The organism is Klebsiella sp. RIT-PI-d (assembly GCF_001187865.1).
In the GTDB taxonomy this organism is placed as follows: domain Bacteria; phylum Pseudomonadota; class Gammaproteobacteria; order Enterobacterales; family Enterobacteriaceae; genus Superficieibacter.
The window spans coordinates 121,581-136,908 of record NZ_LGIT01000017.1 but is presented as its reverse complement, the minus strand read 5'-3'; the positions used below and the strand labels follow the sequence as shown (position 1 = coordinate 136,908).

Sequence of the window (15,328 nt, the reverse complement as noted above, 5' to 3'; positions counted from 1 at the left end):
ATTATTTTTTATCTTTAACTTCTTCGAACTCAGCATCGACCACATCGTCGTCTTTAGCGGTGTCCTGAGAAGCGTCAGCACCAGCCTGCTGCTGTGCGTGCTGCTGCTGGGCGATTTCCATCAGCTTCTGAGAAGCCTGCGCCAGCTCCTGCATCTTCGCTTCGATATCGGCTTTGTCTTCGCCTCTCAAAGACGTTTCCAGCGCGCTCAGTGCGGTTTCAATAGCCGTTTTGTCATCTGCTGGCAACTGGTCACCTGCTTCTTCAACCTGCTTGCGGGTGCTGTGCAGCAGATGATCGCCCTGGTTACGCGTCTGAACCAGCTCTTCGAACTTACGGTCTGATTCAGCATTTGCTTCCGCTTCACGAACCATTTTTTCGATTTCAGCTTCATTGAGCCCAGAAGACGCCTTGATGGTGATTTTCTGCTCTTTACCGCTGTTTTTATCTTTTGCGGAAACGTGCAGAATACCGTCGGCATCAATATCGAAGGTGACTTCGATCTGCGGCATACCGCGCGGTGCCGGGCTAATACCATCGAGGTTGAACTGACCCAGATCTTTGTTATCCGCGGCACGTTTACGTTCACCCTGCAGCACATGGATGGTTACCGCAGACTGATTATCTTCAGCGGTAGAGAACACCTGGCTGTGCTTGGTCGGGATAGTGGTATTTTTGCTGATCAGTGCAGTCATGACACCGCCCATAGTTTCGATACCCAGCGACAGCGGAGTAACGTCCAGCAGCAGTACGTCTTTAACTTCACCCGTCAATACACCACCCTGAACAGCCGCACCGATAGCAACGGCTTCATCCGGGTTAACGTCTTTACGCGGCTCTTTACCAAAGAATTCAGCCACTTTCTTCTGAACCATTGGCATACGCGTTTGACCACCAACCAGGATAACGTCCTGGATTTCAGATACGGACAGACCCGCATCCTGCAGCGCAACTTTCAGCGGCTCAATAGAACGGTTGACCAGGTCTTCGACCAGGCTTTCCAGTTTCGCACGCGTCACTTTGATGTTCATATGTTTTGGACCAGACGCGTCTGCGGTAATGTACGGCAGGTTAACGTCAGTCTGCTGTGCAGAAGACAGCTCAATTTTCGCTTTTTCTGCGGCTTCTTTCAGGCGCTGCATAGCCAGCGGATCGTTACGCAGGTCAATGCCCTGATCTTTCTTAAACTCGTCAACGAGGTAGTTGATCATGCGGCTATCGAAGTCTTCACCACCCAGGTGGGTGTCACCATTGGTCGCCAGAACTTCAAACGTTTTTTCGCCGTCAACTTCGTCGATTTCGATAATAGAGATATCGAAAGTACCACCGCCGAGGTCGTAAACCGCGATAGTACGGTTGCCAACTTCTTTATCCAGACCATAAGCCAGCGCTGCTGCGGTCGGTTCGTTGATGATACGTTTTACTTCCAGACCTGCAATACGGCCGGCGTCTTTGGTCGCCTGACGCTGAGCGTCGTTAAAGTAAGCAGGAACGGTGATAACTGCTTCCGTTACCGGTTCACCCAGGTAATCTTCAGCTGTTTTCTTCATTTTTTTCAGTACTTCAGCAGAGATCTGCGGCGGAGCCATTTTCTGGCCCTTCACGTCGATCCATGCATCGCCATTGTCAGCACCGATAATTTTGTACGGCATGATGGCTTCATCACGCTGTACTTCTTCGTCCTGGAAGCGACGGCCAATCAGGCGTTTGATCGCAAACAATGTGTTTTGCGGGTTTGTCACTGCCTGACGTTTAGCCGGCTGACCAACAAGAGTTTCACCATCCTGGGTATAAGCAATGATAGAAGGCGTGGTGCGATCGCCTTCGGCGTTCTCCAGCACGCGTGCTGTTGTGCCGTCCATAATCGCTACACAAGAGTTGGTAGTACCCAGGTCGATACCAATAATTTTACCCATCTAAACGTCTCCACTAAAAATTCAGTCAACATGTGGTTGTGAACCTGTAATAAGGGCGAAACGTGCCGTTTCAACTGCCTTAATTCGTTTTTTTTCAGGCTCATTCACTGCGGTTGAGTACAAGATGGGGTCGCTATGTCCGGCATCAAGGGGGGAGATGAAAAAATTTTTGCGCGAGCCCCGTCAGGTGGTACCCGTACCATCACGCCGCTGTAAGCGTCACTGGACACGGTTTACCGCGTGGCGCGGGCCTGGGTAGCCCGGCTAGCGCGGCATTTAATAGCCTCAAAGCCGTTAGCGGGACCGCCTGGCGCGTTACTATTCCGGCCGTATTGCGGATAGCCTGCCTGCGCAGACTTATTGCGGTTCAGCACTCCTGATACGTCCCTGCGACAGGGGTAAAAAATCCTCTTTTTACCCCGGGTAGATCATAGACAGCGTACTTATGCCCGATTATGATGCTGCGCCCGCTTTTAAGTGGGTTTGCTGGGCAAATCTTTTTCACTCTACATTTATACGTTTTTTGAGGAATTATGGGCAACACTAAGTTGGCTAATCCGGCTCCGCTGGGCTTGATGGGTTTTGGCATGACCACTATTTTGCTGAACCTGCACAATGCGGGGATTTTCCCCTTCGACGGTATTATTCTGGCGATGGGTATTTTTTACGGTGGTATTGCACAGATTTTTGCAGGTCTGCTGGAATTTAAAAAAGGGAACACGTTTGGTCTGACGGCCTTTACCTCTTACGGTTCTTTCTGGCTAACGCTGGTGGCAATCCTGCTCATGCCAAAAATGGGCCTGACCGATGCCCCTGACGCGCAGTTCCTCGGCGCTTACCTGGGTCTGTGGGGCGTATTCACACTGTTTATGTTCTTCGGTACGTTGAAGGGCGCAAGAGTGTTGTCATTTGTCTTCCTGAGCCTGACCGTACTGTTTGCCCTGCTGGCTGTTGGCAATATTGGTGGTAACGAAGGCATTATCCACATTGCTGGCTGGGTAGGTCTGGTCTGTGGTGCAAGCGCAATTTATCTGGCGATGGGTGAAGTACTGAACGAGCAGTTTGGCCGTACGGTATTACCGATTGGCGAGAAGCATTAATCATGTCTCTGGCGGGTACCTTAAGCGTACCCGCCATTCACACGCGGGATCACGAACGCTGTAATACCTCTTGTACCCGCCCCTTTCTCACGTCCTGTTTCAACAGTATGCCGAGCACGATCCCTACAAGTGACAATCCCAAAATGTACCAGGCCGGGGCCATGGGTGAAACGCCCATTAGCATGGTGACGGCAATCGGCGTCAGACCACCAAAAATGGCATACGAGACATTGTAGGAAAATGAAATACCGGAGAAACGCACGGTGGGTGGAAAAGCATTGACCATCACGTAAGGTACCGCCCCTACTACTCCGACACAAAGCCCCACCAGACCGTATAATAAAAATAGCTGTTGGGGATAGAGGCCGGCAAAGTGATAAAACACCCAGCTGGAGCCTCCCAGCATGACGCTGCCCGTAATAAACGTCTTACTGGCACCAAAGCGATCGGCCGCCAGCCCGGCAAGCAGACAGCCAATGCAGAGCATGATCGTCGCAATACTATTCGCTTTCAGGGTTACTGCAGGCGCAAAGCCATATTGCTTTTGCAACCATACCGGCGACATCAGGATCACCACCACAATTCCCGCAGATAATAGCCAGGTGAGCAGCATTGAAACCATCACCGCTTTCTTGTGCCGGACAATAACGGATTTCACCGGCAGCTCCTGCGCCAGGATTTTACGCTGCTGCATCTCAAGAAAAACCGGCGTTTCCTGCAGCCAGCGGCGTAAGTACATGGCTATAAGGCCAAATGCACCTCCCAGCAAAAACGGCAGACGCCAGCCGATATCATGAAGCGTTTGCTGGCTCATCGTCGTGTTGACGAGAGTAGCCACAACCGATCCCAGTAAGATCCCGACCGTCAGGCCCGCGGTCAACGTGCCGCAGGCGATACCGATGCGTCCTTCCGGCACATGCTCGGCAACGAAAACCCATGCGCCTGGAACTTCGCCACCAATAGCCGCGCCCTGGAGGATACGCATGAGTAGTAGTAGCAATGGGGCAGCTAATCCAGCCGTGGCGTAGGTCGGTAGCAGGCCAATTGCCAGCGTCGGCAGGGCCATCAATAAGATGCTCAAGGTAAACATCTTTTTACGCCCGACCAGATCGCCAAAGTGGGCCATGATAATTCCGCCTAGTGGCCGGGCCAGGTATCCGGCAGCGAAGATGCCGAACGTCTGTACCTGGCGCAGCCACTCAGGAATATCGGCAGGGAAGAAAAGTTCACCGACGACCGCAGCAAAGAAGACGAAGATAATAAAATCATAAAACTCCAGCGCTCCGCCGAGGGCGGCGAGCGTGAGCGTTTTATAATCCTGGCGATTCAATGTGCGTATAGTTGTCGACATAGACGACCCTTTATCATCGGGAAGAAGATGTCCACCATAACATGTAAACTAAAAATTACTGCACAGTAAATAAATCAATACCAAAATAGTCACCGCGTTAAAAAGACAGCGGTAAAACCTGCTATAAAATCCCTACTTTCTCGCGCTTTTTGGCCTAAAAGCGGCGATTACCTTACTGTTCGTTTCGACATATGGCCCCTCCAGCAACTGTATACAATACGGTACACTTGCGAAGATACCCGGCACAGAGACGTTGCCTTCCGCATCTTTCACCCCTTCCAGCGTTTCCTGAATAGATTTAGGCTGCCCGGGCAAATTCAGGATCAATGCCTGCTTGCGGATCACCCCCACTTGGCGGGAAAGGATTGCGGTCGGAACAAATTGCAGGCTGATTTGCCGCATTTGCTCACCAAAGCCGGGCATTTCGCGATCGGCCACCGCCAGTGTGGCATCCGGCGTAACGTCACGACGGGCCGGGCCGGTTCCACCGGTCGTCAGTACCAGGTGGCAACTCATTTCATCTACCAGCTCGCAGAGCGTTTGCTCAATGATACTTTGCTCATCGGGAATTAAACGCGTCTGAATTTCATAAGGGGTGGTTAGCGCGGTCTCCAGCCAGGCTTCGAGTGCCGGAAGACCTTTGTCCTGATAGACGCCGCTGGAAGCGCGATCGGAAATAGAAACTAAGCCAATGCGTAACGTGTTCATCATTACTCTCTTCTGGAAGGCATTTTCCCGAAATAATACACGCGAACGTCACGTAATACGACGCATCAACGCAGGCTGCGACTGACATTTCACGGGGAAGTACACAAAACGCCAGGCGATTTTGTATAAACACGCACAACGCATTCCCCGACATGGAGATGAACCGATGACGATGGCAGAGCACCTGGACGATATTGGCCTTAGAAAAGGCATTGAGCAGGGTAAGCGGGCTGGCGAACGTGAAGCGAGGTTAAAGATTGCACGTGCGATGCTGGAAAACGGGTTTGATGAGCAGACGGTTATCGCATTGACCGGGATTGCAGAAGAAGAGTTTTCGTTACTGCGTCACGCCGCTGCACGCCGATCCATAAAATAAAACGTTGGCCGGTAGTGGCTACCGGCCATCATGATTACAGCAGATCGCCGATCATTTTTTCCAGTTTTTCCTGGTCTACAGCAAACTTGCGGATACCGTCGGCCAGTTTATCAACTGCCATCGGGTCCTGGTTGTGCTGCCACAGGAACTGCGCTTCGGTAATGCGTTCCGGACGGGCTTTGACTTCACCGTTAAACGACAATTTACGCTCAATAGTGCCTTCGCTTTCTGCCAGCTCTTTAAGCAATGCTGGAGCAATGGTCAGACGATCGCAGCCCGCCAGCTCCAGAATTTCACCGAGGTTACGGAAGCTTGCACCCATCACGACCGTTTCGTAGCCGTGCTGTTTGTAGTATTCGTAGATCTCTGTCACTGACACCACGCCCGGATCTTCTGCTGGCGCGTACTCTTTTTTATCGGTATTGGTTTTGTACCAGTCAAGAATACGACCAACAAATGGCGAAATCAGATAAACGCCCGCTTCCGCACACGCGCGAGCCTGCGCAAAAGAGAATAGCAGCGTCAGGTTACAGTTGATGCCTTCTTTTTCGAGCTGTTCTGCGGCACGAATACCCTGCCAGGTTGAAGCCAGTTTGATCAAGATACGGTCATTACTGATACCCGCATCGTTATACAGCTTAATCAGACGCTTAGCTTTTACGATAGAAGCTTCAGTGTCATAGGAAAGACGCGCATCCACTTCAGTTGAAATACGGCCCGGAACCAGCTTAAGAATTTCCAGTCCGATATTCACCGCCAGTTTATCGCTGGCATCAACGATTTGCTGGGCGTGGTCGCTGCTTTGGCTACGCGCCCAGGTTACGGCATCGTCAATCAGCTTGCGGTATTCAGGAATTTGCGCAGCGCCAAGGATCAGAGAAGGGTTGGTTGTTGCATCCTGCGGCTGATACAGCTTCATTGCCGCGATATCTCCGGTGTCAGCCACCACGGTGGTGTACTGACGCAGGGAGGTCAATTTGTCCGTCATGATAGAGTTTCTCTTTAAACAGCTTGTTAGGGGGATGTAACCGGTCTGCCCTGATAATATCACGACCCACTCTCAGCGCAACCGCGACGGTATGACCTTACAGAGTGTGATAGACTCCGCCGATGTATTACCGGACAGGCAATTCCTGTCCCATAAGTGGTAGCGCTTACATTAGCGTACCGGCATAAACAAGAGGACGTTTAATGCCTGATTTTCTACAGTTTATTAACGACGTCATTTGGGGATCGATGATGATCTATCTGCTGGCGGGCGCCGGCATATGGTTTACTTTCCGTACAGGCTTCATTCAGTTTCGCTATCTGCGCCACTACAGTAAAAGTCTGAAAAACAGTCTCACCCCTCAGCCAGGAGGATTAACCTCTTTCCAGGCGCTGTGTACCAGTCTTGCCGCGCGCGCAGGTAGTGGAAATCTGGCTGGGATCTCGCTGGCTATCGCCACAGGCGGCCCGGGAGCCATCTTCTGGATGTGGATCTCCGGCCTCACCGGCATGGCCATCAGCTTTGCTGAATGCTCGCTTTCTCAGCTTTATAAACAGCGTGATGCCGCAGGGCAATTTCGTGGTGGACCGGCGTGGTATATGGCGCATGGGTTAGGAATGCGCTGGATGGGCATCCTTTTTTCGCTGTTTTTACTGCTCTCTTACGGCCTGGTTTTTAATACTATTCAGGCAAACTCTGTTGCCAGTGCCCTCAATTACGCCTTTACGATGCCCTCGCTGGTCACCGGCATCATTCTGGCTGTGCTGATTCTGTTAATAATAACCGGAGGGTTGCGCAGGGTTGTAAGAATGATGCAATGGCTGGTACCGGTAATGGTGATTTTCTGGGTGGCCACGAGCCTGTTGATTAGCACATGGCATATTGCCGCCCTGCCAGAGACGATTGCCACCATCGTGAAAAGCGCGTTCGGCTGGCATGAAGCGGCAGCGGGTGCGGCCGGGTATACGGTAAGTCAGGCGCTTACCAGCGGTTTTCAGCGCGGCATGTTTTCTAATGAAGCCGGGATTGGTTCTACGCCCAATGTTGCCGCTGCTGCCTCTTCATGGCCTCCACACCCGGCGGCACAGGGCATTGTGCAGATGATTGGCGTGTTTATTGATACCTTTATTCTCTCAACCTGTAGTGCTCTGATTGTCCTGCTGGCAGGTCCGAATACCCTGCATACTGCTGCCGACGGTATCCAGCGCATTCAGCAGGCAATGGTCATGCTTATTGGCGATGCTGGTCCCGGATTTGTCGCCATTGTGGTGGCGCTATTGGCTTTCACATCTATTGTGGGAAATTATTTGTATGCGGAGAATAATTTAGTTTTTCTGCGTCTTGATACGCCATGGGCGCGACGGGCCCTGCGTGCCACAACATTCATCATGATTGTCGCTGGATCGCTGCTCAGCTTTCCACTGGTATGGCAATTGGCCAATATTGCAATGGCATTGATGGCCCTGACTAATCTGACCGCCATTCTGCTGCTGTCACCCGTCGTGCGTCTTATTGCCAATGACTATTTGCGCCAGCGCAAATTAGGCGTGCGCCCGGTATTTGATCCGCAACGTTATCCGGATCTTCATCAGCAACTGACATCGGGAGCATGGGACAACCTGCCAAAGCAATAGTATGGCAATCACAGTCATCGCCGACTTGCAGCCTTTTTTTTGCTAAAGTCGGGCAATAATAATATGCCGTAAGGATTAACGATGCTGATTCTGATTTCACCTGCAAAAACGCTGGATTACCAAAGCCCGCTTGCCACGAAAAATTTTACGCAGCCTGAACTGCTGGACCATTCACAACAGTTGATTGAGGTTGCGCGTAAGCTGACGGCAGCACAAATTGCCAGTTTAATGAGTATCAGCGACAAGCTTGCCGATCTGAATGCCACTCGCTTTCACGACTGGCAACCTGAGTTTACGCTGGAAAATGCCCGCCAGGCGATCCTCGCCTTTAAAGGCGATGTTTATACCGGTCTTCAGGCGCACACATTCAGTGAGACAGACTTTGACTTTGCCCAGCAACACCTGCGAATGCTCTCTGGCCTGTACGGCGTTCTGCGTCCGCTGGATCTGATGCAGCCCTACCGTCTGGAGATGGGTATCCGTTTTGCCACTCTCCGGGGTAAGGATCTTTATCAATTCTGGGGCGACATCATTACCGATAAGCTGTCAGAAGCTCTGGATGCCCGGCACGATCGGGTGATCGTTAACCTGGCGTCAGAGGAGTATTTTAAAGCGGTTAAGCCGAAAAAACTGAATGCCGTCATCATAAAGCCCGTTTTCCTGGACGAAAAGAACGGTAAGTTCAAAGTAATCAGTTTTTATGCCAAGAAAGCGCGTGGTCTGATGAGCCGCTTCATAATTAAAAATCGCCTGACGACGCCTGAGCAGCTTCGCGAATTTAATGAGGAAGGCTATGTCTTTGATGAAGAAGCGTCAGTAAACGGCGAGCTGGTCTTTAAACGCCGCGAGCACGCGGTGTAAATCGAAGACACCCACGGCAGACCATAAAAAAACCGGGCAAACGCAGCGTTGCCCGGCGTTAAATGGACTAATGGCTTAGCCTCTTGCCATCATCAACTGGCGCAGAGCGGCAAAATCTGCAGGCAAAGTGTGCGATAACAGCGGTAAATCGGCCCTTTCCGCAAGTTCCGCAGGCAGCGGCAGCGTTTCACCCAGAATCGTTTCCACGCTTTCTTTAAATTTTGCCGGATGCGCAGTGCCAAGGAACAGTCCGTATTCGCCTGGTTGCAACTGGTCGCGCAGCGCGCGATACGCAATGGCCGCGTGCGGCTCGGAAATATAGCCAAGCGCCCGAAGTTCGTGCATTGCCGCTTTTGTAGTCTCATCATCTACCGCCGCGTAGCCCAGCTCATTAAGCCGCCAGATTTTACGCCGGAAAATCTCCTCCACCCGCGGCCAGTTGTTTGGCTGGCTGACGTCCATTGCATTCGACAGGGTTGCCTGCGTGGCGTTTGGCTCCCATTTGCCCGCATGCAGAAAACGCGGCACCGTGTCGTTAGCATTGGTTGCGGCAATAAAGCGTTTAACCGGTAGCCCCAGCGATTTCGCCAGCAGCCCGGCCGTGAGATCGCCAAAATTACCGCTGGGAACGGAGATCACCAGCTGATTACGCGCCTCCTGCGGGAGTTGCGCCACGGCTTCGAAGTAGTAGCAAATCTGCGCCAGCAGACGGCTGATATTGATCGAGTTGGCCGAGTTTAACCCCAGCGCGGCTTTCAACTCTTCATCATCAAATGCCTGTTTTACCAGGGCCTGACAGGCATCGAAATCGCCGTCAATCGCCACGGTTTCAATGTTGCCACCCAGCGTACAGAATAATTTTTCCTGCAACGGACTGATTTTGCCGCGGGGATAGAGGATCACGACCCGTACGTTTGGCAGGCCATAGAAAGCATGGGCCACTGCCGCACCGGTATCGCCGGACGTCGCGGTCAGAATAGTGACCGGCTTATCTCCGCTGATATGGGTTAGCATTTGCGCCATAAAACGTCCGCCAAAATCTTTAAATGCCAGCGTCGGCCCGTGGAATAGCTCCAGACAGCCGATGTCTTCTGTCACCGGCTTCACCGGTGCCGGAAAAGTAAATGCCGCACCGATACGTTGTTTAAGTACGGTAGACGGGATCTCATCGCCGATAAATGCACTAAGAATTTTTGCGCTGCGGCTGACAAAATCCTCAGTCAGCATTTCATCAATTTCCGTCAGGCTAAATTCAGGCAGATCGTGCGGAAAAAACAGTCCCTGCTGCTTGCCCAGCCCTTGGGTAACGGCCTGAGCAAAGCTAACCTGCTCGTTATGATCTTTAAGGTTATAGAGTTTCATTAGTTATCCTACGACTCGTGCGCCTGCCGTATCCAGCTGGCAAATATGAACAAAGCCTTCCTGATTCTGGAGATAGTGTTTACCCAGCCAGTCTGCCACACGTTGTGCGGTCCCGGCTTTATCGCACAGCGCAAATAACGTCGGACCGGAACCGGAGATACCGCAGGCCAACGCTCCCATCTCCGTTACGGCCTGACGTGCGTCATTAAAGCCGGGCAGCAGTTTGGCGCGATAGGGCTCAGCAATCACATCTTTCATCAGTTTCGCGGCCAGCAGCGGCTGGCGCGAATAACAGGCGTGAATGAATCCAGCCAGGTGGCGACCGTGTGCAATACAATCCTGGCGGCGATATTGCGCGGGCAGGATCGCACGCGCTTCGGCGGTAGAAACGACAATACCCGGATAGGCCAGCACCCATAGCCACTCATCAAAGCCTGGCACCTGCTCGCTGATAATGCCGTTTTCTTCGATCATCAACTGCATGCCACCGAGAAAACAGGGAGCGACGTTATCATAATGGACGCTGCCGGAGATACGCCCCTCCAGTTCCCCCATTAATGCCAGCATCCGCGTATCATTCAGCGGCTTGCCGCAGTATTCATTCATGGCAACCAGCGCCGCCACTACCGAACAGGCGCTGGAGCCAAGACCGGAACCAATCGGCATGTTTTTTTCCAGCGTCATGGTTACCGGCACCGTTTTGCCAATCTCCTGACAAAAGCGCTCCCAGCATTGATAAACAATATTCTCACGGGGTTCAGCCGGCAGTTTATTGGCGAAACGGCCTTTATTCTCGACGCTGAAACGCTCTGCGGCTTCAACCGCAACGGTATCGCCCAGCAGGGAGCCGTCGATGGGCGTTACCGCCGCGCCCAGCACGTCAAATCCGACGCTCATATTGGCACTTGAGGCCGGGGCATAAACTTTAACCATGTCAGACTCCTAACTTCCATGAAAGCGTACGCAGCAGGTCAGCAAATACCCCTGCCGCCGTGACGTCGTTACCTGCACCGTAACCGCGCAGCACCAGCGGGATGGGCTGATAATAGTGACTATAAAATGCCAGCGCATTCTCACCATTTTTCACTTTATACAGCGGATCATTGCCGTCTACTTCGGCAATTTTTACCCGACAGACGCCATCTTCTTCGATATTGCCAACATAGCGCAGAACCTTACCTTCATCACGCGCTTTTGCCACGCGAGCGGAGAAACCGTCATCCAGCTGTGGCAACCGCGCCATAAAACTGTCGGTATCTCCGGAGGCATCAAAGCTCTCCGGCAGCACGGACTCAATCACCATATCACTCAGTTCAAGACTGCGGCCGGTTTCACGCGCCAGAATAAGCAGCTTGCGCGCAACGTCCATTCCGGACAGATCGTCGCGCGGGTCCGGCTCGGTATAGCCCATTTCGCGTGCTATACGGGTCGCTTCCGACAGACTCATCCCCTCATCGAGCTTGCCAAAAATAAATGACAGCGAGCCGGAAAGGATCCCGGAGAAGTGCTGAAGCTCATCGCCGGCATTCAGCAGGTTCTGTAAGTTCTCTATCACCGGAAGCCCGGCGCCGACGTTGGTATCGTAGAGAAATTTACGTCGTGAATGCCCGGCGGCATGGCGCAGCTGATGGTAATAATCCATTGACGAGGTATTCGCCTTTTTATTCGGCGTTACGACGTGGAAACCTTCGCGCAGGAAATCAGCATACTGATCGGCAACGATTTGACTGGAGGTACAATCAACAATGACCGGGTTAAGCAGATGATATTCTTTGACCAGACGAATCAAACGCCCCAGGTTGAAGGGGTCTTTCGCATCCGCCAGTTCATTCTGCCAGTTTTCCAGATTCAGACCGTGAACGTTAGTGAGTAGCGCCTTTGAGTTTGCTACGCCGCAAACGCGTAAATCAATATGCTTACCTTTCAGCCATGCCTGCTGGCGTTTGATCTGCTCGAGCAGTGCCCCGCCCACGCCGCCCACGCCAATCAGGAACACTTCGATCACCTGATCGGTGTTAAACAGCATCTGATGCGTTACGCGCACGCCGGTCGTCACATCATCGTTATTGACTACCACCGAAATAGAGCGCTCGGAGGAGCCCTGCGCAATGGCGACAATATTAATATTGGCACGCGCCAGCGCGGCAAAAAATTTGGCCGAGATACCGCGCAGGGTACGCATTCCATCCCCCACCACCGAAATGATCGCCAGACGCTCCATAATGGCCAGCGGCTCAAGCAAGCCTTCTTTTAGTTCAAGGTAAAACTCATCGCGCATTGCCCGCTGCGCGCGCAGGCAGTCGGCCTGAGGCACACAAAAGCTGATGCTGTATTCGGAAGAGGACTGGGTGATTAATACTACTGAAATTCCGGCGCGCGACATGGTGGCAAATACTCGCGCGGCCATGCCGATCATACCTTTCATTCCCGGGCCGGAAACGTTAAACATCGCCATATTATTCAGATTGGAGATGCCTTTTACCGGCAGACCATCTTCATTGCCATTCGCGCCGATCAGCGTACCCGGCGCCTGAGGGTTGCCGGTATTCTTAATCAGGCACGGAATTTGAAATTGAGCGATCGGCGCGATGGTGCGCGGGTGCAGGACTTTTGCACCGAAATAAGACAGCTCCATAGCTTCCTGATAAGACATGGATTTGAGCAGACGTGCGTCCGGCACCTGGCGCGGATCGCAGGTATAGACACCGTCAACATCGGTCCAGATCTCACAGCAATCGGCACGCAGACAGGCTGCCAGCACCGCCGCGGAATAATCGGACCCGTTCCGGCCCAGCACCACTAACTCGCCTTTCTCATTACCTGCAGTAAAGCCGGCCATTAAAATCATATGGTCTGCCGGGATTTGACTTGCCACAATACGGCGTGTGGATTCAGCAATATCAACCGTTGACTCCAGGTAGTGCCCGACCGCCAGCAGTTTTTCAACAGGATCGATAACCGTCACATTATGCCCGCGCGCCTGTAACAGCCCCGCCATAATGGCAATCGACAGTTTTTCACCCCGACAAATAAGCGCGGCGTTGACGCTGTCCGGGCACTGATTCAGCAAACTAATACCATGCAGGACATGTTTAATCTGGGCGAACTCGTACTCAACGACGGTTTTTAGCTGAGCAAGGGGAAAATCAGCCTGAGCATCGGCGAGACCCTGGAGCAGATCGGCAAAGATACGTTCAGCATCGCTAATATTGGTCAGCGTATCTTGCCCACTAATGGTTTTTTCAATCATCGCCACCAGGTGGTTGGTGATTTTTGCCGGGGCAGAGAGAACGGTCGCAACCTGCCCCTGCCTGGCATTACTCTCCAGAATATCGGCAACCCGCAGAAAGCGTTCTGCATTTGCCACTGATGTACCGCCAAACTTCAACACTCGCATGGTAATGACCCCTTGATTTTTTTGCGAAAAAAAAGCCCGCACTGTTCGGTGCGGGCTTTTTTCTGTTTTTCCTGTACGCGTCAGCCCGCACCATTACCTGTGGTAATTGTGATTGTGGTAATGGTGGTTGTGCTGATGCGGATCATGATGTTGTTTGCTCTGTCATTGTTATCTGTCTGTCCTGTATACCTGTATTGGTTAAAGTATCTGCCTGGCTAAGTCAATTTATTTTTAAATTGATCACACTTTCCAGGCAATGCGGATACCACCAAAAAAGGAGCTAATTGTAACCGCCCTGCGCAATAACAGCGTCGAAATCCAGCATTAAAATATAAATAAGTAAATTTATTTAGAATATTACTCCGCAAGCTTTTTTTCGATATCGTGGAGTAAACGGTGCAGCATGGCCGTATCACGCTGCTGCAATAACCCTATCCGCTGCTGTAGCCAGTCGGCTAATTTGTCATCGTCTGCCACCCCCAAAGTCTGTAGCAGATTGGAAAAACGTGAACGCAGGGCATTCAGTTGATTCTCATCGCTGCCCGTAGCGTGGGAAACACGCTGTTGCATCAGTGGCGCTAATTGATAACAGAATACCATTACCGCCTGGCCCAGGTTAAGCGAGGGATAATCCGCAACCATCGGCACGCCGGTGAGAATGTCGGCCAGCGCCAGCTCGTCATTGGTTAAACCCGAATCCTCCCGTCCAAAAACCAGTGCCGCGTGCGTTAACCATTCAGCTTTTTCTTCCAGAAGCGGCACAAGCTCTGCCGGCGTTGCGTAGTAATGATATTTTGCCCGGCTTCGCGCCGTGGTTGCCACCGTAAAATCCACGTCGTGCAGGGCCGCGCTCAGGTCAGGATACGTCGTCAGGTTATCCAGAATATCGGTAGAGCCGTGTGCCACGCGACGTGCCGCAGGGTGAAGGTGCGCTTCGCTGTCAACGATACGTAACTCGCTGAATCCCATCGTTTTCATCGCCCGGGCCGCTGCGCCAATATTTTCGGCTCTGGCAGGAGCCACCAGTACAATGGTTAATCGCATTTCAGATCTCTTCTTAATCAGTTTGATCGCCAAAAGGCGTTTCTTATCGAGCTTATTTTTCTTCGATAATTTACAATGTTGCAACAATCATCACGATATTGTCTTTTACCATTCTTAAAAGAAGCTAAACTGTTTCAAAGCGGTTAGTGAATGTAGTATGTTAACAGAACACGCTTATCTACATGTTTATTATTGTTATTTATATTTTGTATGTATTGATCGCTTTAAATTCATTGTACTTATAAGTTATCAACAGTAACTAGTTGAGTTGTTGAAAGATTGTGATTTACGCTAGCATTTCGCTGCAGGAGTTTCTGCAAAATGTTAACGTGCTACAATTGAACTTGATATATGTCAACGAAGCGTAGTTTTATTGGGTGTCTGCTGTCTCCTGCCCTGTTATGTTGCTGTTAAAATGGTTAGGATAACAGCCGTTTTTGACACTGTCGGGTTCAGAGGGAAAGTACCCACGACCAAGCTAATGATGTTGTTGACGTTGATGGAAAGTGCATCAAGAACGCAATTACGTACTTTAGTCTTGTTATGCTGCGCATGTTAATTTTCACCATGCACTAGCCAGGTCAGGGACTTT

General features: G+C 51.6%; 13 protein-coding genes, 2 pseudogenes and 1 other annotated feature. Of the genes and pseudogenes, 5 read left to right on the top strand and 10 right to left on the bottom strand.

Translation table 11 applies throughout. The features are described from left to right. Position 1: 1 nt before the first annotated feature. Entirely contained in the window at positions 2-1,915 is a 1,914-nt protein-coding gene (gene dnaK, locus AC791_RS18035) for a molecular chaperone DnaK (RefSeq protein WP_049841853.1), read from the bottom strand. A 203-nt stretch (positions 1,916-2,118) separates the two neighbouring features. Between dnaK and AC791_RS20840 the strand changes: the two are divergent. Both AC791_RS20840 and satP read left to right on the top strand, forming a co-directional pair. Then, positions 2,119-2,295: pseudogene (locus tag AC791_RS20840) on the top strand (hypothetical protein); the annotation flags it as partial. A 153-nt stretch (positions 2,296-2,448) separates the two neighbouring features. Beyond that, on the top strand, positions 2,449-3,015 hold the full coding sequence (satP, locus tag AC791_RS18030) for an acetate uptake transporter (RefSeq protein ID WP_049841852.1): 567 nt from the start codon (positions 2,449-2,451) through the stop codon (positions 3,013-3,015). A gap of 49 nt (positions 3,016-3,064) precedes the next feature. On the opposite strand, the gene AC791_RS18025 is transcribed toward satP, so the two are convergent. Together AC791_RS18025 and mog are read right to left on the bottom strand one after the other, a co-directional pair. Continuing rightward, the gene (locus AC791_RS18025) at positions 3,065-4,366 is read right to left on the bottom strand and encodes an MFS transporter (RefSeq protein WP_049841851.1); all 1,302 of its coding nucleotides are present in this window, start codon (positions 4,364-4,366) and stop codon (positions 3,065-3,067) included. Between the two features lie 132 nt (positions 4,367-4,498). Then, on the bottom strand, positions 4,499-5,074 hold the full coding sequence (mog, locus tag AC791_RS18020; RefSeq protein WP_049842043.1) for a molybdopterin adenylyltransferase: 576 nt from the start codon (positions 5,072-5,074) through the stop codon (positions 4,499-4,501). 166 nt (positions 5,075-5,240) lie between these two features. On the opposite strand from mog, the gene AC791_RS18015 reads away from it, so the two are divergent. Continuing rightward, the gene (locus tag AC791_RS18015; RefSeq protein WP_049841850.1) at positions 5,241-5,450 is read left to right on the top strand and encodes a hypothetical protein; all 210 of its coding nucleotides are present in this window, start codon (positions 5,241-5,243) and stop codon (positions 5,448-5,450) included. Between the two features lie 34 nt (positions 5,451-5,484). Here the strand turns inward: AC791_RS18015 and tal are convergent, their stop codons facing one another. Beyond that, positions 5,485-6,438, bottom strand: a complete 954-nt coding sequence (gene tal, locus AC791_RS18010; protein ID WP_049841849.1) for a transaldolase — start codon at positions 6,436-6,438, stop codon at positions 5,485-5,487. A gap of 203 nt (positions 6,439-6,641) precedes the next feature. Here tal and AC791_RS18005 point away from each other — a divergent pair, with 203 nt between their 5' ends. Both AC791_RS18005 and yaaA read left to right on the top strand, forming a co-directional pair. Next, complete coding sequence (locus AC791_RS18005; protein WP_049841848.1) at positions 6,642-8,072, top strand: alanine/glycine:cation symporter family protein; 1,431 nt, start codon at positions 6,642-6,644, stop codon at positions 8,070-8,072. A gap of 81 nt (positions 8,073-8,153) precedes the next feature. After that, positions 8,154-8,933: a peroxide stress protein YaaA gene (gene yaaA, locus AC791_RS18000; protein ID WP_049841847.1), complete on the top strand. Its 780-nt coding sequence runs from the start codon at positions 8,154-8,156 to the stop codon at positions 8,931-8,933. Positions 8,934-9,008: 75 nt separating this feature from the next. On the opposite strand, the gene thrC is transcribed toward yaaA, so the two are convergent. The 6 genes and pseudogenes from thrC to yjjY all read right to left on the bottom strand — a co-directional run. Then, entirely contained in the window at positions 9,009-10,295 is a 1,287-nt protein-coding gene (gene thrC / locus AC791_RS17995; protein ID WP_049841846.1) for a threonine synthase, read from the bottom strand. 3 nt (positions 10,296-10,298) lie between these two features. Next, positions 10,299-11,228, bottom strand: coding sequence for a homoserine kinase (thrB, locus tag AC791_RS17990; RefSeq protein ID WP_049841845.1), 930 nt, complete (start codon positions 11,226-11,228; stop codon positions 10,299-10,301). A 1-nt stretch (position 11,229) separates the two neighbouring features. Beyond that, positions 11,230-13,692 carry a bifunctional aspartate kinase/homoserine dehydrogenase I gene (gene thrA / locus AC791_RS17985; protein ID WP_049842042.1) on the bottom strand — a complete coding sequence of 821 codons (2,463 nt, stop codon included), beginning with the start codon at positions 13,690-13,692 and terminating at the stop codon, positions 11,230-11,232. Between the two features lie 25 nt (positions 13,693-13,717). Then, positions 13,718-13,837, bottom strand: a sequence feature (Thr leader region). Further along, positions 13,773-13,838: a thr operon leader peptide gene (thrL, locus tag AC791_RS20485; protein WP_103678381.1), complete on the bottom strand. Its 66-nt coding sequence runs from the start codon at positions 13,836-13,838 to the stop codon at positions 13,773-13,775. Its footprint overlaps the feature before it by 65 nt. Before the next feature lie 211 nt (positions 13,839-14,049). Further along, positions 14,050-14,736, bottom strand: a complete 687-nt coding sequence (locus AC791_RS17980) for a tRNA/rRNA methyltransferase (RefSeq protein ID WP_049841844.1) — start codon at positions 14,734-14,736, stop codon at positions 14,050-14,052. A 399-nt stretch (positions 14,737-15,135) separates the two neighbouring features. Then, positions 15,136-15,273: pseudogene (yjjY, locus tag AC791_RS20480) on the bottom strand (protein YjjY); the annotation flags it as partial. Positions 15,274-15,328: the final 55 nt, after the last annotated feature.